Source organism: Ruegeria sp. YTSA072 (assembly GCF_059610285.1).
This window is the reverse complement of record NZ_JBXWNI010000021.1, coordinates 20401-37481: the sequence shown is the minus strand read 5'-3', so window position 1 is coordinate 37481 and position 17081 is coordinate 20401. Positions and strand designations below refer to the sequence as shown.

General features: G+C 53.1%; 17 protein-coding genes and 2 pseudogenes. 13 read left to right on the top strand and 6 right to left on the bottom strand.

The window, feature by feature from the left end:
• Positions 1–85: 85 nt before the first annotated feature.
• From AC2FIB_RS21350 to mgrA, 3 genes are all read left to right on the top strand, one after another.
• Complete coding sequence (locus AC2FIB_RS21350; protein ID WP_496842689.1) at positions 86–355, top strand: HlyU family transcriptional regulator; 270 nt, start codon at positions 86–88, stop codon at positions 353–355.
• Between the two features lie 225 nt (positions 356–580).
• A complete protein-coding gene (locus AC2FIB_RS21345; RefSeq protein ID WP_246097323.1) occupies positions 581–1105 on the top strand; it encodes a cysteine dioxygenase family protein in 525 nt (174 codons plus the stop codon).
• A gap of 125 nt (positions 1106–1230) precedes the next feature.
• Positions 1231–2298 carry an L-glyceraldehyde 3-phosphate reductase gene (gene mgrA, locus AC2FIB_RS21340; RefSeq protein ID WP_083445396.1) on the top strand — a complete coding sequence of 356 codons (1068 nt, stop codon included), beginning with the start codon at positions 1231–1233 and terminating at the stop codon, positions 2296–2298.
• 538 nt (positions 2299–2836) lie between these two features.
• Here the strand turns inward: mgrA and AC2FIB_RS21335 are convergent.
• Positions 2837–3190 (bottom strand): carboxymuconolactone decarboxylase family protein, encoded by a 354-nt coding sequence (locus AC2FIB_RS21335; RefSeq protein WP_496737580.1) that lies wholly within the window; start codon positions 3188–3190, stop codon positions 2837–2839.
• A gap of 41 nt (positions 3191–3231) precedes the next feature.
• Here AC2FIB_RS21335 and AC2FIB_RS21330 point away from each other — a divergent pair, with 41 nt between their 5' ends.
• Positions 3232–3957 carry a creatininase family protein gene (locus AC2FIB_RS21330; RefSeq protein WP_496737581.1) on the top strand — a complete coding sequence of 242 codons (726 nt, stop codon included), beginning with the start codon at positions 3232–3234 and terminating at the stop codon, positions 3955–3957.
• Here the strand turns inward: AC2FIB_RS21330 and AC2FIB_RS21325 are convergent, their stop codons facing one another.
• Together AC2FIB_RS21325 and AC2FIB_RS21320 are read right to left on the bottom strand one after the other, a co-directional pair.
• Positions 3958–4722: an amino acid ABC transporter permease gene (locus AC2FIB_RS21325; RefSeq protein ID WP_496737582.1), complete on the bottom strand. Its 765-nt coding sequence runs from the start codon at positions 4720–4722 to the stop codon at positions 3958–3960.
• A 10-nt stretch (positions 4723–4732) separates the two neighbouring features.
• Positions 4733–5476, bottom strand: a complete 744-nt coding sequence (locus AC2FIB_RS21320; RefSeq protein WP_496725760.1) for an amino acid ABC transporter ATP-binding protein — start codon at positions 5474–5476, stop codon at positions 4733–4735.
• Positions 5477–5599: 123 nt separating this feature from the next.
• Here AC2FIB_RS21320 and AC2FIB_RS21315 point away from each other — a divergent pair, with 123 nt between their 5' ends.
• Together AC2FIB_RS21315 and AC2FIB_RS21310 are read left to right on the top strand one after the other, a co-directional pair.
• A complete protein-coding gene (locus AC2FIB_RS21315; protein WP_496737584.1) occupies positions 5600–6376 on the top strand; it encodes a transporter substrate-binding domain-containing protein in 777 nt (258 codons plus the stop codon).
• Positions 6377–6475: 99 nt separating this feature from the next.
• Positions 6476–7489 (top strand): amidohydrolase family protein, encoded by a 1014-nt coding sequence (locus tag AC2FIB_RS21310; RefSeq protein WP_496737586.1) that lies wholly within the window; start codon positions 6476–6478, stop codon positions 7487–7489.
• Positions 7490–7545: 56 nt separating this feature from the next.
• Here the strand turns inward: AC2FIB_RS21310 and AC2FIB_RS21305 are convergent, their stop codons facing one another.
• On the bottom strand, positions 7546–8094 hold the full coding sequence (locus AC2FIB_RS21305; protein WP_496737588.1) for a HutD/Ves family protein: 549 nt from the start codon (positions 8092–8094) through the stop codon (positions 7546–7548).
• 150 nt (positions 8095–8244) lie between these two features.
• On the opposite strand from AC2FIB_RS21305, the gene hutC reads away from it, so the two are divergent.
• Both hutC and AC2FIB_RS21295 read left to right on the top strand, forming a co-directional pair.
• On the top strand, positions 8245–8928 hold the full coding sequence (gene hutC / locus AC2FIB_RS21300; protein WP_496737590.1) for a histidine utilization transcriptional repressor HutC: 684 nt from the start codon (positions 8245–8247) through the stop codon (positions 8926–8928).
• Between the two features lie 122 nt (positions 8929–9050).
• Positions 9051–9164, top strand: a pseudogene (locus AC2FIB_RS21295) (IS6 family transposase); the annotation flags it as partial.
• Between the two features lie 277 nt (positions 9165–9441).
• On the opposite strand, the gene AC2FIB_RS21290 reads toward AC2FIB_RS21295, so the two are convergent.
• On the bottom strand, positions 9442–10323 hold the full coding sequence (locus AC2FIB_RS21290) for a LysR substrate-binding domain-containing protein (protein ID WP_496737592.1): 882 nt from the start codon (positions 10321–10323) through the stop codon (positions 9442–9444).
• 101 nt (positions 10324–10424) lie between these two features.
• Between AC2FIB_RS21290 and AC2FIB_RS21285 the strand changes: the two genes are divergently transcribed.
• From AC2FIB_RS21285 to AC2FIB_RS21265, 5 genes and pseudogenes are all read left to right on the top strand, one after another.
• Positions 10425–11210: a 2OG-Fe(II) oxygenase gene (locus AC2FIB_RS21285; protein ID WP_496737593.1), complete on the top strand. Its 786-nt coding sequence runs from the start codon at positions 10425–10427 to the stop codon at positions 11208–11210.
• Complete coding sequence (locus AC2FIB_RS21280) at positions 11207–12457, top strand: M24 family metallopeptidase (RefSeq protein WP_496737594.1); 1251 nt, start codon at positions 11207–11209, stop codon at positions 12455–12457. Before AC2FIB_RS21285 ends, AC2FIB_RS21280 begins: the two co-directional genes overlap by 4 nt.
• A 613-nt stretch (positions 12458–13070) precedes the next feature.
• Positions 13071–13439 (top strand): annotated as a pseudogene (locus AC2FIB_RS21275) (MOSC domain-containing protein); the annotation flags it as partial.
• A 114-nt stretch (positions 13440–13553) separates the two neighbouring features.
• Positions 13554–13700, top strand: a complete 147-nt coding sequence (locus tag AC2FIB_RS21270; protein ID WP_496737635.1) for a hypothetical protein — start codon at positions 13554–13556, stop codon at positions 13698–13700.
• 545 nt (positions 13701–14245) lie between these two features.
• Positions 14246–15685 (top strand): CAP domain-containing protein, encoded by a 1440-nt coding sequence (locus AC2FIB_RS21265; RefSeq protein ID WP_496737596.1) that lies wholly within the window; start codon positions 14246–14248, stop codon positions 15683–15685.
• A gap of 389 nt (positions 15686–16074) precedes the next feature.
• On the opposite strand, the gene AC2FIB_RS21260 is transcribed toward AC2FIB_RS21265, so the two are convergent.
• The gene (locus AC2FIB_RS21260) at positions 16075–17079 is read right to left on the bottom strand and encodes a helix-turn-helix domain-containing protein (RefSeq protein WP_496737597.1); all 1005 of its coding nucleotides are present in this window, start codon (positions 17077–17079) and stop codon (positions 16075–16077) included.
• Positions 17080–17081 lie beyond the last annotated feature (2 nt).

Here is a 17081-nt window from a genome sequence, read left to right as displayed (position 1 = left end):
AAATGTTGTGATAGCACGACATGCTTCACGCCTGTCCTAAGCGGCGCTAGTTTCCCGTCATAGCAACGCTGAAAGGAGCCGCCCAATGTCCCTCTTCTCTAAACTCTTCGGTGGTGGTGAAAAGTTGGAGCCGGAGCCAGTCTCTTACAGAGGGTTCGAAATCTTTCCGGACCTGATGCCCGAAGGTGGCAAGTACCGCCTTCTAGCCCGTATCGAAAAGACCATCGGCGGAAATCGCAAGACCCATACAGTGATCCGGGCGGATGTTTTTGAGACCCGGGATCAGGGCGAAAGCTTCAGCATCGCAAAGGCGAAACAGGTGATCGACGAGCAGGGCAACCGCATTTTCGATTAAGCAAACAGACAGCCTAATTTATGCGATGCAATCGACGGATGGTTCCGCAAATTAGACATCCGCCCCGATCTGGCGAAAGAACGCTAAGCAAGCCAAGCAGTCATTGGAAGTCTTAGATGCCCGATACATGCAGCTGCAATCTGGGTCCCAATTTCGTCTATTTTACAGCATGTGCTACCCTGTTGCATTTATCGTATGCAATTGAGGGCTGAAGATATGTGGAACATGGAACAGTTTGTAGCGGACTGCCGGACCGCAGTAGATCAGGACGCGTCTCACAAATCGGTGGCTGAGGTGGTGGACCGGGCGATGCGCGATCCCGCGGGCGTGACGCAAGCCTTGGGAGAGCCGACCGAAAGCGGTATCTTTCCCATTTACAAGTCAGGTGATCTGACAATCGTCAACGTCGTATGGAAGCCAGGAATGACCATAATGCCCCACAATCACGAAATGTGGGCCGTGATCGGTATTTATGGTGGCCGAGAAGATAACATTTTTTGGCGGCGCGTAGCAGATGACCCTAACGGACGCATTGAAGCGGCGGGGGCTCGAGCATTGTCGACGGGTGAATATGCTCCGCTTGGTAAGGACCTCATTCACTCGGTTACAAACCCTATCCCCAAGTTGACCGGAGCAATCCACGTATACGGCGGGGATTTTTTTGAAGCTGAGCGAAGCGAATGGGATCCTGAAAACCTGACGGAACATGCCTATGACATGTCGAAGGTTCGCGCGTTATTCGAGGACTAGTTTGCAGTTTGACAATCTACGTTGGCAATGCCTTAGGCATGTTCCGTCTATACGTCAGGCTTCGCTGATAGCCGATTACTATCTCGTTGAATTGACACGGGGTGATGATCTCGGATTATGGACAGATGAGCAAATTACAACGCCCCCCGAAGCCTCGGCCACGCCCATTTCTTCCTAATCCGGACCGCTACGAGCAAATGGTCTATCGCCGTTGTGGGCAGTCTGGCATAAAGCTACCCGCGATAAGCCTTGGGCTATGGCACAACTTTGGTGGGGATACCCCGCACCAGACAAAGCGCGATCTCTGCCGCACTGCTTTTGACTTGGGTATAACGCACTTTGATTTAGCAAATAACTATGGCCCACCACCGGGATCGGCGGAAGAAGCATTCGGTGAAATTTTAAAAACTGATTTCGCAGGCTATCGGGACGAACTCATCATATCTACCAAGGCAGGGTATGATATGTGGCCGGGCCCCTATGGGGAGTGGGGATCACGAAAGTATCTTGTGGCCTCTTGTGATCAGTCGCTCAAGCGGATGGGGTTAGAATACGCAGATATCTTTTATTCCCACCGTTACGATCCAGATACCCCTCTGGAAGAAACTATGGGGGCCTTAGACTATATAGTGCGCTCTGGGCGCGCACTTTACGTCGGAATTTCAAGCTACAACTCGCAACGAACGCGCGAAGCGCTGGCCATCTTGAAAGACCTTGGCACGCCGTGCCTGATTCATCAGCCGTCGTATAACCTACTCAACCGATGGGTTGAGCGGGACGGGCTGTTGGATACGCTTGACGAATTGAACGTGGGATCGATTGCGTTCACGCCACTTGCCCAGGGTATTTTGACATCGAAGTATCTGAACGGCATTCCCGAAGACAGTCGTGCGACCCAAGGCAAGTCTCTATTGGACGGCATGATCAACGAACGTTCATTGACGAGTGTCAGGGCTCTAAACGACATAGCGGCGTCACGCGGTCAATCATTAGCTCAGATGGCGCTTGCTTGGGTGCTGAGAGGTGACCGGATTACGACAGCCCTTATTGGCGCTTCGCGACCTGAGCAGATCGTGGATTGCGTAGGTGCGGTCCAGAATTTGGAATTTACCGAAGCGGAACTCGCTAAGATTGACGAGGTAAGCTCGGAAGAGGAAATCAATCTCTGGGCGCGATCCTCGGAAATTGAGTAAGATTGTTGACCACTGATTTTTGGTGCTAGCAGGTTCTTCTGCTTAATCGCATGGCGTTTCTGCTTTGGGCTCGATGCAGACGTTCGCGGCACTTTGCGCGAGTGTCTGTAATATACGTTTTACCGGTCGTTCCGTCATACTCGAACTTGAGGCTTTGAAACGCCAGTTCTTATACTTAGTGTGGTATATTTAGTGGTATGCTTCTTAAAGTGGATATTTTTATAGCTATTTAACAGATATTTACAAAAAATATTGAGTTGCTCCTCGGTCCGCCACTGGTTTCCTGTGTCAGGCGACACATAGTTCTGCCACCAGCGACAGAACCTTGCCATTTTCGCCTCACGTCCTTCATCCAGCACCTAGACCGATTTCAATGATCCTGACTTCTTTTTGGAAAAATCAGGGCTGATTTGCAGATCAGACGCCGAAGGCACCTGTTCATGCTGATCTGCCAAGTGGCGAACGCGGATAGGGGCGAGGCAATGCTATTCGATTGGGATGGTGCGGCCCGCCGGCATAGCCGAGGACACGGCCCTGTCTAATAGGGGTGAGCACCGGTGCCAGTGAACTCGTCAAACGCTTCCAGCGCTTTTGCGCCAAAGGCGATCGAAGGGCCGCCGCCCATATAGCCGATCATCTCCAAGGCTTCGCAAAACTCCTCGCGGGTGGTGCCGAGCCGGACAAGCGATTTGGTGTGAAACCCGATACAACTGTCGCAACGCGTCGAGATCGCGATACCCAGGGCTATCAGCTCCTTGGTCTTTTCATCCAGCGCGCCATTGCGTTTGGCGGCTTTGGACATCGAGTTGAACCCCTCGAACATACCCGGCGCCTGTTTCTGCAAAACGCCGATACGTCCCATTGTTTCAGTGAGAAATCCGCTCCAGGACATCGTGTCTTTCCTTTTCTTGACTGGTTCTGTTAGCTGGCAATATGCGATTGGAAGAGATGACCTGGACCGAGGTCGAGACATACCTCAAGACCCAAAAGGGAGTTATTCTGCCGACCGGGTCTGTCGAACAGCACGGGCCCATCGGTCTGATCGGTACGGATGCCATTTGCGCGCGCGAGATCGCCTGGGCTGCGGCCGATATCGCCGGCGCGGTCGTGGCACCCGAACTGGCTTACGCCCCTGCGCCGTTCAACATGAGCTTTCCGGGCACCGTCTCGCTGAGCGCCGGTCTCTACTGCGATCTGGCGAGAGAGGTTATGCAAGGGCTGGCCCATCATGAATTCTCGATGATCTATGTTTTGAACGGCCACGGTGCCAACCTTGAGCCCTTGCGGAAGGCGGCACACGACGTAGGTGCGACAATCCGAATTCGGAGCTGGTGGGACTTTGACCGGGTCAACAAACTCCGACGTGGCTACTACGGCGACTGGGAGGGTATGCACGCCACCCCATCCGAGGTCGCGATCACACAGGCCACCCATCGGGTTGTTCAGGCGGGAGACACGAGTCCGCCGCGCAAGCTTTCTGCCGAGTACATCGCGGCCCACGCGGGTGATCGCCATGGGCCGCCCGATGAACATCGGCGCAACTTTGCCGATGGACGCGTCGGGTCCTATTCTGAACTGGCCCGACCCGAACACGGGCGTGAACTTGTCAATGCTGCGGCGCAGGCCGTCGCTGCGGATTTTGCCAGCTTTGTTCATTGATCAACGGCTTTCGTCCGATCTCATTTTTCGTTCCAGCCAGCGTACGAAGAAGCTGATGATCAGGACGAGAACAAGATATTCAAAGATCAAAAGCGTATAGATCTCAAGCGGACGGTATTCCGTTACGACCAACTCGTTGGCACGGCGCGTCAACTCCTGCATCCCGATCACCGAGGCAAAGGCGGACATCTTTACGATATAGATGAACTGGTTCGCCAACGGTGGTAGAATCCGCTTGATCGCCTGCGGCAGGATTACATACAGCATCGTCTGGCGGTAATTCAGGCCAACAGTCTTTGCCGCTTCGGTCTGGCCCTTGTCAATCGACTGGATGCCCGAGCGGTAGATCTCGGCGGTGAAGGCACTATCCGAAATGGCCAGCGTGATGATCGCGCCCCAAAAAGCGTCGATGCTGATACTGATACCGATAGATTTCAGAACAACCGGGAATCCGTAAAACACCCAGAACAACATCGGCAGGAGCGGTATGGCCCGGATGAATTCAATGTAGACCCTGCTTGGTAACCGCAGCCATCGGTTTGACGACATGCCCGGCAGGGCAACCAGAAGCCCGATGGCCATTGATAGAACGGCGGCAATCAACGACAGGCTGATCGTCGACCAGAAGCCCGACAAAAGAAATCGGATGTTGTTCTGACCCGTTTCTGTAGAGGGGTTGACGACGTACCATCCCCAGTTGCCCGAAGAACTACAACCGGCGAGAATGACAAGCGCACAAAGAGCGACAAGCGTTGTACGTTTCATGTGATACCCCTTAGTGCTGAAGGATCTGGCTGAGGAAAAGCTTGCAACGTTCTGATTTAGGTGCCTCAAAGAAATCTTCGGGTGTACCTGTTTCAATCACTTCGCCCTGATCCATAAAGATCATCCGGTCCGCTGCCTTGCGCGCGAATCCCATCTCGTGGGTAACGCAGATCATCGTCATTCCCTCTTGGGCAAGATCCACGATCACGTCGAGCACTTCCGAAATCATTTCGGGGTCTAGCGCCGAGGTGGGCTCGTCAAAAAGCATGATCTTGGGCTCCATGCAAAGTGAGCGCGCTATGGCGACCCGTTGTTGCTGACCACCGGAAAGTTCGGTTGGCCGCTTGTGCGCCTGATCAGGAATCCGGACTCGTTCGAGATATGTCATGGCGCGTTCTTCCGCGTCCGATTTCGACAGGCCACGTGCCTTGATTGGTCCTAGCGTCAGATTTTGGAGAATTGTCAGGTGGGGGAACAAGTTGAACTGCTGAAACACCATGCCAACCTCGGATCGGATTTCCTCGGCGGCCTTTTTGTCCGTCATTTTGATCCCGTCGACCGTGATCGAACCGGAATCATGCTCCTCCAGAGAATTCACACATCGTATGAGCGTTGATTTGCCGGATCCCGAAGGCCCGCATACAACAATTCTTTCTCCAAGCGAGACATCCAGATTGATGTCTCTGAGCGCGTGATAGTCTCCGTACCACTTATTCAAGTCGCGGATTGTGATGACCGGCGATGCATCTGACATAGACCTGCCCCTTTGAGATTGTTAGCGTAAGACTAGCTTTGCCTTCAAATTAAAACTATACAAAATGTGATAAATACAGACATAAATCTGGTTGCGAACGCGCGAACAAAAGGGGAGGAAGCGATGAAGCTGCTGAAATCAATGGGCCTGGCCGCGGGTCTTGTACTTGGAATGCTCACAGGGGCGGCCAATGCCCAATCGGCTCTGAATGACATACTGAACAATGGGGTGCTGAAAGTCGGGACAACCGGCGACTGGAACCCGATGTCCGTCCGGGATCCGGCAACCAATTCCTACAAGGGATATGATATCGACGTCATGACCCAACTCGCCGAAGATCTGGGCGTGGAGCTTGAATTCGTGGCAACGGATTGGAAGACCCTGGTAAACGGTGTCGTTGCCGGGAACTATCACATTACAGGTTCGGCCTCTATCAGCCCGCCCCGCCTGAAAGCTGCCGGGTATTCGAATAGCTATATCTCAGTTGAAATCTATCCCTTTACGACTGAAGAACAGGCTGAAAACTTCTCGGATTGGGACTCGATCAACAACGGGGAAGTCAAGGTTGCGACCACCTTGGGGACGACATTCGAGAAAAGCGTCCGCGAGTGGTTCCCTGACGCTGATATCAAGGTTGTTGAGGCACCGGCACGCGGTTTCCAGGAGGTTCTGGCAGGGCGCGCTGATGTTTTCATCACATCGAATATCGAAGGTTCGACCTTGCTCGAAAAATTCCCAAACCTGCGTCAGATTGAAGTAACTGAGGCGCGTGCGCCGACACCGATCGCGATGCTGATGCCCCAAAGCGATCAGGTATGGATCAACTATGTGAACAGTTGGATCGAACTGCGTCAGTCGCAGGGATTCTTTGCAGCGACCGCCGCAAAATGGGGCCTGTAACGTTCTGACTTTGACACTGTAAAAGGCCCGCTGCGATAATCAATCGGTGGGCCTTTTCTGTGCGCTACGTCAGTAATCGAGATGTCAGGAGAGACCGATATGCGCATTGACATGCATTCCCATTACTACGGTGGTGGGCTGGTCGAGACTTTGCGTGCCCGAAAGTCGCATCCTCGCCTTAGAACACGCACAGATGGTGTCACTGTGATGTCAGCGATGAATGGGGAATTTCCGTTCACCGATGCCTATCATGACCCGCAAGTGTGTCTGGCCGAAATGCGAAAGCAGGGACTGACGCACCGCTTGCTGACCTTCCCCGGAGCACTTGGCGCCGATCTGTTGCCCGCCACGGAAATTGCACCGGTCATCTCAGCCTTTAACGACCACCTTGCCCAGTTGGGAATTGATAGCGATGGTGCCCTGATCGGGCTGGCCGGAGTGCCGCTGGATGATCTTGATATTGCCTGTGCAGAGCTTCGCCGTGTTCGTCGCGATCTGGGTTTGCCGGGAATTATTTTGCCGTCGAACTATTTCAACTCTCTGGCCGAAGCTGACTCATTGCGACCGCTATTGGCAGCGGCAAATGAATACGGCTGTCACATCATGCTGCACCCTGGTCTGAAAGTCGGGCAAAACCCGCCGCCGCGCCCCGCGGACCTGATGCAATATCGACTGTCCGCAGTGGAACTGCAATCCAGCGCTTCTCAGGTCGCCTTGACCATGATCATGTCAGACCTGTTGGATTCTTACCCGGCTGTTTCCTTTCAGATAGTCAATTTGGGCGGCACGCTCCCCTTTATTTTTGAGCGGTTAGAAAGCATTGCGCGGCATCGCAACCCGGATGATCCGTTCCCGACCCAGCGTCTGCGTCGGCTCTGGTACGATTGCGCTTCGCTAGGGCCACGTGCGTTGGAGGCAGCTGTTAAGCTTTTGGGCGCAGACAGAATTATGCTGGGATCGGATTATCCGATCTTCACGGACGATCCTTATACGCATGCGGTTGTTCCGGCAGCACTAACCGCTGAAGAAAAGGAGCAGGTGACGTGGAAAACAGCAAACGCATTGCTGAGCCACCTGTCGGAACTTCGCGCGCAAAAATGCACCTCGGGCTAATTTCAACGCGTGACGGCTGAGTTACCTCCCATAGTCGATTGAGGTTCTCTTGCCCGCTATCGGTTCTTGAGGCGCGCCAATAATGTAATGCTGTCTTCAAAACCGATGGCTGTGAAATTGCCATCCTTGAGGACCGCTGCCTCAGTGGGCTCAACCCTGTGTCCGTCGATAGAGAGGCCCTTGTACACTGAAAACAGACACAAAATTTCGTTCGGACCCGCTTGGAGCTTATGAGTGCCCTCACCGGTCAGACAATCCACGGATGCAGCGCACTGAACAGGATCATAGATTACATTAAAATTGCGCACGGGGCCCGCTGTCAGCCGACACCACAATTCAAGATCGCCTGAGAACCTGAGTGGATCGGAAAACTGCGCGTTCAACGGTGTCGCAGGGCCAACCAGATCAAGGCCATCTCCCTCGACAACGGTCAGGATACGAGACATGTCCGGAAATGTGGAAAATGGCCCGTCAGCTTCCACATCAGCAAGGCTCACTCGCCAGATGACGCCCTGCTCGCCACTTGCCCGTGCAATTTCTCGCGTGGTCCCCATGCCGTTTTGCCACAGGACCGGCTCCAGGGTTCTGGTTCGGACATGTTTCATTGCTGCTTGCATTTCGGGTTGGTCATAGGAAGGCTGCGTATGCTTGCTGATGTTCGAATTAGGCGCGCCGACGGTTGCAATCCCTCGCCGCATACGAGTACAAACATTATGCAATAAATTTAGACATATTATAGGCCATTTGTCGTGCGGGTGAGCTATCAGGATATAAAATCAAACATCCTTGGCCGCATCCGCGACAACACCTGGCCTCCCGGCGCGGCAGTGCCCGGTGAGATTCAGCTTGCCAAGGAATTTGGCTGTGCGCGGGCCACGGTAAATCGAGCAATGCGCGAACTGGTTGATGATGGTGTTCTTGAGCGTAAGCGCAAGGCAGGAACACGGGTTAAAACAGCCCCGACGCGCCAGGCCCGGATCACAATTCCGCTTATTCGGGAAGAAATCACCAACCTAGGGGCCACCTATCGATATTCGCTTGTAGAGCGCGAGGTCATCGCCGCCCCCGGCTGGTTGCGTGCTCAGGTCAAGATCCCAAAAGGGGGTGAGGTTCTGCATCTCAGATGTATGCACTTTGCCTCAAACAAAGCCTTTCAGTTCGAAGAGCGCTGGATCAATCTTGCGACCATTCCTCAGGCACGCGATCAGTCGTTCGAAGAAATTGGGCCAAACGAGTGGCTTGTCCGTGAGGTTCCGTTTACCGAGGTTGAACTGACGTTTTCAGCGACCAACGCCAATCTGGAGGTTGCGGAGTTCCTGGGGGAAAACGAAGGAACGGCCTTATTCACCGTCGAAAGAACCACTTGGCTGAAGGAGAACAACGTGACTCATGCCAAACTCTATTTTCCTTCCGGTTACAAAATGACGACCAAGCTGTGATGGCATTCGCATTGAGTAGGTTGGCAGCCTCGGAAAGGGATCTGTTGCAAACTTTAGACCATTGACCTTCATGGCGTTAGCGCCTGTGTGGCGAACGGCATTATTTAGTTGAAGATTAGTCTATGATATTTTTCAAAGGCGCGCAGTTCCCCAAGGGTGTGATCCTCTTTGCTGTGTTCTTCTATGTCCGATACGGCGTGTCATATCGTGACTTGGAGGAGATTAGCTCTGTCCGCTAGAGAGCCACTGGCAATAGTCCCACTGAATGGTCACTACTCAACCAGAGATCGCTTCACATAACACCCAAATTCAGAGATTTTCGCGGTTCGCTATGATGCCGCCAATCACCCAAGGGTTGCGAAACCAGCCATTCGGGGTGCCGCTCCGCGACAACAGCAATGCGGACGTAACGGACTTTTACACAAATGCGTTAAAATCTGCTTTGAGAATGTTCAACAGCTCCAGCAAACTTTGGAGCAATACTCTTTTTCAAGGCTGACCGGGTCAGTAATCTTACACATTCCGTAATGTTTCAAGAATTAGTCGGATCTCAGGGTTTGACCTGAGTCTCTTTGGGTAAGCCAGCATATAGCTGTGTGTGAGCTCTAACGGTTCAAATTCCATTGTTATGATCCTACCTGCGGAAAGTTCATCGGCGGCCATCATGTTTGGCACCAAAGCAACACCCAAACCGTGCTTGGCAAAATTAAGAGCGGCACTGCTGGACTGAACCAGCAGACCTGAAGAGCGGTCGACCCCCCTGTGGCCCAGCAATGCGGTTTCCCAGTCCGGAGAAGATGCGAACCCTCGTCCCCAGTCGGTGTGAATGAAGGAATTATCCTCTACGGCTCCCAACTCGTTGCCATGACGCGCGGCAAAACCCGGGCTGGCGACGGCTATCAATCTATCCGCAAAAAGCTCTTCAACTTGGTATTCACCATAGAGATCGTGACCATAGAATATCCGCAAATCTACTTTGCTTAGCACCAGATCTATGGGGTCTTCGTCCACACGGATACTGAGCGGCACATGTCCGTCATCATCTGCGAGCGCAGCGATTCTCGGCGCGAGCCAGGTTTCAGCCACTGATTGAGGTGAGCTTAGTGTCAATCGTTTCTTCCGTTGCCGCTTGCGCAGCATCTTGGCCGACAACGCGCCCAATTCACTCATGGCATGGGCGAGTTGCGGATAGGCGGTTTGCCCGGCTTCGGTTAATGAAATTCGATTGCCTTGCCGGATGAACAACATCTCCTGCCAAAAGTCCTCAAGCAGTTTAACCTGTTGACTGACCGCGGCCGAACTGACCCCCAGCTCACGCGCTGCGTTGGTGAACGATCCGGTGCGGGCTGCGGCTTCGAAAGCACGAAGGGCGTTGAGTGGAGCGCTTTTGTCCATGAGTCATCCGAAAGTTTTGCTTATGGACCATAATTAGAAACACTATTGATTGAAAGCGCTCCACACATTTAACCTCTGCGCATCACCATGGAGGGGCTGACATGAAAGACCTGATCGATCTGGAGCGCTATCCCCTGCACAAGCCTTATAGCCTTGGCTGGGAGAATTTGATCGAGAGCTGCAAGGCCAGCCTGGCCAAAGATGGTTTGTTTAATTTGCAGGGCTTTTTCCGGCCCGAGGCGTTGCCGGGCGCGGTTGAAGAATTGAAGTCGGTTCTTGATAACGAAGCGTTCACTCACGCACGGCGTCACAATATCTACTTCAAGAAGGATATCGTTGGTCTGGAGGCCGATCATCCAGCGTTGACAGAATTTGAAACTTCGAACCGGACTATCTGCGCCGATCAGTTGGGCCGTGCCGCAGTGATCCGCCTATATGAATGGCGGCCCTTCGCTCAATTCCTAGCCGCTGTCATGGACAAGACCGAATTGTTCACGATGCAGGACCCGCTCGCCCGGGTGAATGTTATGGGCTACTCAGATGGTCAGGCGCTTAACTGGCATTTCGACCGCTCAGAGTTTACGACGACGCTGATGTTGCAGGCCCCCGACGAGGGCGGTGAGTTCGAATACGATCAGGATCTGCGCAGCGACATAAATCCAAACTTCGAAGGTGTGGCAGATCTGTTGGAAGGACGACGCACACCAACGCTCATAACGCTGGAACCCGGTACTCTCAACATCTTCAAAGGCAAGAACACAGCTCATCGTGTAACACCTGTCAGAGGTGATCAGGACCGCATCATCGCTGTATTTTCCTACTACGAGCGCTCAGGCGTGCAATTCTCGGAGCAGGAGCGTATCGGGTTCTATGGACGTGCATCATGAATGTAAGTGCGGCATTCAAAGATGACCGCAAACTGACCTATCTGAATGCTGAGGGCGCAGACAAACCCCTAATAAGCCCCGTACCCGATACGGTTTTAAACCGCGCACGGAAATATCGGCTGCAACGTCTACGCGACCATCTGAACCAATCGGATTGCGCGGCACTTTTGCTTTATGATCCATGCAATATTCGCTACGCGTTTGATTGTTCAAACATGCAGGTCTGGACGCTACATAATCCCATGCGCTATGCCCTGATCCTTGCGGGTGGTCCGGCGATAATGTTCGAATTCAAGGGCTGCCTGCATCAAAGCGAGGGCTTACCCGGAATTGACGAAATTCGTATCGCCAAAACTTGGATGTTCATGGCCTCGGGTGACAAGGTGGGGACCACCATTCAAGACTGGGCCGATGAAATCACTGACTTGATCCGAGAATATGGTGGCGGCAACACGCGTATTGCCTGCGACACTCTGGCTGGAAGCGGTGTCCATGCGCTGGAAGCGCGCGGGCTGTCTTATATAGAGGGCACGCAAATCACCGAAATCGCCCGATCGATCAAATCAGCCGATGAAATCGAACTTATGCGCTGGACAATCCGTGTGTGCGAGGCCGGTATGGCGCGCATTTACGACCACTCCCACCCCGGCGTGACCGAGCGTGAGCTTTGGGCACACCTGCATTTTGAAAACGCCCGTTCAGGCGGAGACTGGCTGGAAACCAAGTTGCTGACGTGTGGACCCCGGACAAACCCGTGGTATCAGGAATGTTCAAACAAGGTCTGTCAGGCCGGTGAATTGATTTCGTTCGATACTGATATGATCGGGCCTTACGGCTATTGCGCCGACCTGTCCCGGTCCTGGACCTGCGGATATACAAAGATGACGGGTACGCAGCGCCGCCTGTATGATACCGCATTGGATCAGATTTATGATAATCTTAACCTTGTGCGGCCCGGCACGAGCTTCACCGAATTTAATGAGATGAGTTGGCGCATCCCCGATGCGCACGTGCCCTACCGTTATTCACTCGCGGTGCACGGTGTCGGCATGGCTGATGAATGGCCGGTGGTGCCCTTGCACGTAGATTGGGGGCCCGGCGCGATGTCAGGGCGGTTCGAGTCCGGCATGGTTGTCTGCGTCGAAAGCTTGATGGCGGAAGAAGGCTCCGAGAGCGTAAAGCTTGAAACCCAAGTTCTGGTGACTGACAAGGGATACGAGCGATTAGATAGCTTCCCGTTTGAATGAAGCCCTGCGATCTCTCGGGTTGGAGACAGTAGTCCTCAAATCCGAGGCGAAAGCCGAAATTCTCACGGATCGCAGCATTTTGTAACATGGGTTCGATTGAAGCCTTTGCCGCCGCTTCGGCGAAGTTCCGCATTTTGTTTTGAGTCAGAATTGAATGACTTGATCCACTCATTTCTTGGGGTTTGGGCTGTGGATTGAGTCAAAGGTTTGTGACGTCCCACAGTATCTGTTGAACGTCACGCGAACCTGCCCCAACCGTCACAGTTGGACAAGTAGCTAGGTGAACGTTCGACAGGGGAAGGCACTCTCGATGTTGGACATCAGTCGAATTTGACTTTTGCGTCATAAACTGACCCAAACTCTCCATCTCAGACTCCCGCAGACAGTTTCGTTTGATCAGACTTCCTCTTTGGAAAATCAGGGCTGATTTGCAGGTCAGACAGCAAAGCAGCTTGACCCGCGAGAGGTAAACGGGTTTTGCAAGCTCCTCTCAGTTTCGCTGCCAAAAGGCGCAAGCAACAAAATTTGTGTCGAACATAAGGAGGTGGCAGATGCCGCATCCTAATCTGAGCGCGCCTGTAGATGGCCTGTTCCTCGGTACAGCCAAAGATCGGTGGGAAGGAAACTGCCATCGGACATTCAAAAAGACCGGGTCAGCGGTTCGGTGGATATTTCTTTCAACGGGCTGTCTGGAAATGAACAGGTGGATTTGACGGTGCATGGTGGCACTGAAAAGGCAATTCATCACTATGCCTCAGATCACTACAGCGCTTGGCAGGCAAAGGGGCATATTGCCCCAAATATAATCCCTGCTGCCTGTGGGGAATACATCTCGACCCAAGGATTGACCGAGTAGAACCTTTGCATCGGTGATATTCTGAGGCTTGGCACCGCTACGGTTCAGATCAGCCAGGGTCGTCAGCCTTGCTGGAAGCTTGGTCAGCATACGGGCAACGAAAAGACGCCTTATCTGTTTCAGAAATCGGGTAGAACAGGCTGGTACTACAGAGTGTTGGAGCCGGGGCGCGTTGCGCCAGGGGATTTTACTGAGCTTGTCGAGCGGGGGCATGGTAACTGGACTGTCAAGCGAGTTACTATGGCTCGGTTGACGCGTCGTGTGAGCTCACAAGATGCCGAATCCCTCGCCAATAATGCGGATCTGGCCCCGGGCTGGCGCGCGGCCTTTGCGCGAATGGCCGAAGGGATTGTGGATGAAGACACCAGCCCGAGGTTGGGGGCCTAGATGCGTAAGGAGGCAGGTGAAACGTCTGCGCAACGCCTCTCACGAGAACTGTTGAGAGAAAGGAAGTGACCATTGACGCTAGTGAGCTGAATGGCAAGTTTGTCTTCATCCCCGTCATAACCTAAGACACCAATATGCTCCCGCATCAAGGGCTTGGAATGCGGGCTGCAAACGCTGCATTTCGATCCTCTGTCGAGTGACCGGTTTGGGCCGGACCGAGACTAATCCAGGTCTGCATGAATGTACCTGAAACGCATGCGCAGAACTTACGGTGGCCGTGATGATATTGAGAGTTTTCTCGATCGACCTCAATTACCCAAGATCAGCTTTTCGCCCTCAAGCAGACCTACCGCAAATGAATGTCAGCTAAGACTGCAGGGGAATTTTTTGCTTCCGCAGATGCGTAGTACGCAAAAAATTGCCGTCTCTACTGCACTGTCGAGCGAAACTCTGCCGTTAAATACATGCACGCGTTTTTTCGACTGCAGCTTGGGAAAATTTGAACAAGTTTGCTTCGACGATTGCGCTGAATCAGGGGATGGGTGATGTCGCAGGCCAGCACGCTTGAGCGTGAAATGCTAAATTTGATCAACGCAGAACGTGCATCGCGCGGCCTTGATCCTGTGCAGCTGGAATTCCGTTTAAACGCTTCGGCCGAAGAGCACAGCCAGTGGATGCTGGAATCCGGCAACTTCTCGCATACGGGTGAGGGTGGCAGCTCGGCCACCCAGCGCATGCGCGATGCGGGTTTTGTGCTGTCCGGGTCCTGGTCCACTGCAGAGAACATTGCCTGGCAAAGACAAAGCCGAGAGCCGGGATTTTCGGACGATGTTGTCGATTTGCACAATGCACTTATGAACAGCTCCAATCACCGCGCCAACATCCTGAATCCGAACTTGGCATACATCGGCATCGGAATAGAAATTGGTTCACTCGGCGGTGTTCCTGCCGTCATTGTGACCCAGAATTTTGCCCGTACTACGGCGAGTGTCCAGTTGGACACCGGCGCCGGTTCGGATGCCGGTGGTTCTGATACGCCAGCCGATCCGGTACCTGTCGTTCCCGATCCGGGCGAACCGGCAGATCCGGTTTCGACATCCTCGCAAGAGAATCTGTCTTTTGGCGACGCGGACACCCTCAGAGTGACGCCGGAAGAATTGGATCAAAGTGTTATCAGCGGGTTTGGAGTGGGCAAGTCCCTCGTCATCGAAGGTGTCGAGCTTAGTCGGTCCAACATTCGCTTGACTGAAAATTCGAACGTTGAATTCGATGTTGATGGTGACGGTAGGACGGATCTGACGATTTCGCTGGACGGCGGGCAGTCGGGCGGCGACTTTTTTGCCGTCACCAAGGATGGAAACACCGTGGTCAGCTATGCTAAATTTCTGCCTGACCTTGCGCCCGGGGTCCGCGTTGATAGCAGCGTGATCAACGGCATCGTGAACAAGTCCTTTCTCGAAGGCGATGGCGCGACGGATTTCCGGATACAGATGGTCGACCTCGGAACCGCTGACTTCAACAATGTCCTTGGCGTTTATGATATTCTAAGTAACGGCGAAATCGCGAATGTGCGCCTGCTGTTTGAAAACACCAATGAAGCGAATGGCGCGGTAGAGCTAAGTAATTTGGCGGACGGAAACCGCCTTGGGTTCTTCATCGTTCAGGATGGTGCAGATTGGGCTAATTCCCTTTCAGACAGCGATGATTTGAATTTTGTTGCCAGCAACGGTGGCATGGCAGACGTGGACGACGAATTTGATTTTGTTTTGACGGTGAATGGGAATTCTGCCGGCGTCACCACGTTTCACGCCGAAAAGGCGGCTTTGAATAGTGACGATCAACAACACACGCTTTCGGGTGTCGTATCGGGTGGCCAGTCAATGACCATCGGTTTCGAGGACTTGACGGGCGGGGGCGACTATGACTTTGAGGATGTGGTGTTTAACGTCACCAGGGATGAAGATGACTCACTTACGGTCGTGTAGCAGCATGCAGAGCGAATAACGCTAAACAGCTTGAAAACCATCGCACGCCTGTCAAAGCGATTTAGATGTTCAAATGAGCCTATTGATAGATTCAAGGGGGAGCGAAAGCCGAAATTATTGTCGGTGGTTTGAAAGTAGCAAAATCTGCGTGACGGTTCTTTAGAATATGGCAGCTTGCTGCGATCTAGTATGTGGCCGACCGCACAAAATCAAAGAATTGCTGCAGCGATGGCACAGCGCTGCATGTTATGTCACTGGGGCTGAGGGGGCAATTTCCCCCTTTCAATCCTTAAATACGGACTCCAAAAATGCGTTCCAAATTTTTGTCTGCCCTGTTTGGACACGCATTGGAAAACTGTGGGCAGCCATTCCGAGAACCCGCACCGTAGTCACGATCCAAGGCGGAATTTTGTCGGTGCCATGCCTGTCTGGCCTCGAAAAAACCGAGTGAAGTGGCTCTTATCGGAATAACCAAGCAAGAGACCGATCTCCGCAATTGTCATCTTGTCCTCTCTAAGGTGTTCTTTTGCGACATCGACACGAAGCCGTTTTATTTCCCGGGGCAGCGTTGTCCTTTGTTGCTGAAGGGCTCTCAGAAACCGCTCCGGCTGTATACCCAGCAATCCAGCTACCACCTCCGGCCCCAAATCTGTTTCATCCAACTTATCGCGCAAGACAGATCTCAACGCAGCCACTACGGTTACTTCTTCGTTTTGCCGAGTTGAGGCTAAGGGAGTGGTGGAGGCCTCTGAGGCATGGTTTAAAAACAACCACTCCACAGGAAAACAAATTTGCATTCCGGGATCGCGTCCAAGACCGACGTCAATCCCTTTGTAGTCGAGTGGTAGGCCATTGATGTATCTGCTCTCCCATCGCACACGGGATGAATCCCAGGAGTTTCCAACTACGACCTGCAACAGGCGCACATAGATCGCGGCTCCAAAACCGGTAACCTGAATAGGCGGAATGGTTGGCTCCTGTTGCCTCCCAATGCGATATGTCGCTTTGTCTGCCTCAATGACAAGGCTATGACGCACAGAATTGGACTCCTGCGGGACAAGCCCGACGAAATGGGCAAAAAACTCGAACAGCGTGATTGAGGATTGCAGGGCCTGAGCAAACGGAGGCCAACCTTGCAGGTCAAACGTTTCTCCTACGTTCAGTCCAAGGTATCGATCCCCTGACAATTCTGAGAAGGCATTCACCAAGCCGTAGACCAATTCTGAGTGGACGTAGACGAAGGGGTCAGACAACAGTTCGGCCTTCAAGCCGACATGATCCAAGGCAGGTTGCGGGTCGATCTCTCGGTCGATGAGATACTGCAGAAACGGGGCGGCCAAAGCGAGGCGAACAAAGCCTTCGCTAGTTTCTTGCGAGGTGGGGTTGAAAGGCAAGC

Coding starts and splice junctions, on each gene's coding strand:
- AC2FIB_RS21280 (WP_496737594.1), top strand. CDS start 11,207: ATGAATGTAAGTGCGGCATTCAAAGATGACCGCAAACTGACCTATCTG.
- AC2FIB_RS21315 (WP_496737584.1), top strand. CDS start 5,600: ATGAAGCTGCTGAAATCAATGGGCCTGGCCGCGGGTCTTGTACTTGGA.
- AC2FIB_RS21285 (WP_496737593.1), top strand. CDS start 10,425: ATGAAAGACCTGATCGATCTGGAGCGCTATCCCCTGCACAAGCCTTAT.
- AC2FIB_RS21320 (WP_496725760.1), bottom strand. CDS start 5,476: ATGTCAGATGCATCGCCGGTCATCACAATCCGCGACTTGAATAAGTGG.
- AC2FIB_RS21325 (WP_496737582.1), bottom strand. CDS start 4,722: ATGAAACGTACAACGCTTGTCGCTCTTTGTGCGCTTGTCATTCTCGCC.
- AC2FIB_RS21345 (WP_246097323.1), top strand. CDS start 581: ATGGAACAGTTTGTAGCGGACTGCCGGACCGCAGTAGATCAGGACGCG.
- AC2FIB_RS21350 (WP_496842689.1), top strand. CDS start 86: ATGTCCCTCTTCTCTAAACTCTTCGGTGGTGGTGAAAAGTTGGAGCCG.
- AC2FIB_RS21310 (WP_496737586.1), top strand. CDS start 6,476: ATGCGCATTGACATGCATTCCCATTACTACGGTGGTGGGCTGGTCGAG.
- AC2FIB_RS21265 (WP_496737596.1), top strand. CDS start 14,246: ATGTCGCAGGCCAGCACGCTTGAGCGTGAAATGCTAAATTTGATCAAC.
- AC2FIB_RS21305 (WP_496737588.1), bottom strand. CDS start 8,094: ATGAAACATGTCCGAACCAGAACCCTGGAGCCGGTCCTGTGGCAAAAC.
- AC2FIB_RS21270 (WP_496737635.1), top strand. CDS start 13,554: ATGGCTCGGTTGACGCGTCGTGTGAGCTCACAAGATGCCGAATCCCTC.
- AC2FIB_RS21330 (WP_496737581.1), top strand. CDS start 3,232: ATGCGATTGGAAGAGATGACCTGGACCGAGGTCGAGACATACCTCAAG.
- AC2FIB_RS21335 (WP_496737580.1), bottom strand. CDS start 3,190: ATGTCCTGGAGCGGATTTCTCACTGAAACAATGGGACGTATCGGCGTT.
- mgrA (WP_083445396.1), top strand. CDS start 1,231: ATGAGCAAATTACAACGCCCCCCGAAGCCTCGGCCACGCCCATTTCTT.
- AC2FIB_RS21290 (WP_496737592.1), bottom strand. CDS start 10,323: ATGGACAAAAGCGCTCCACTCAACGCCCTTCGTGCTTTCGAAGCCGCA.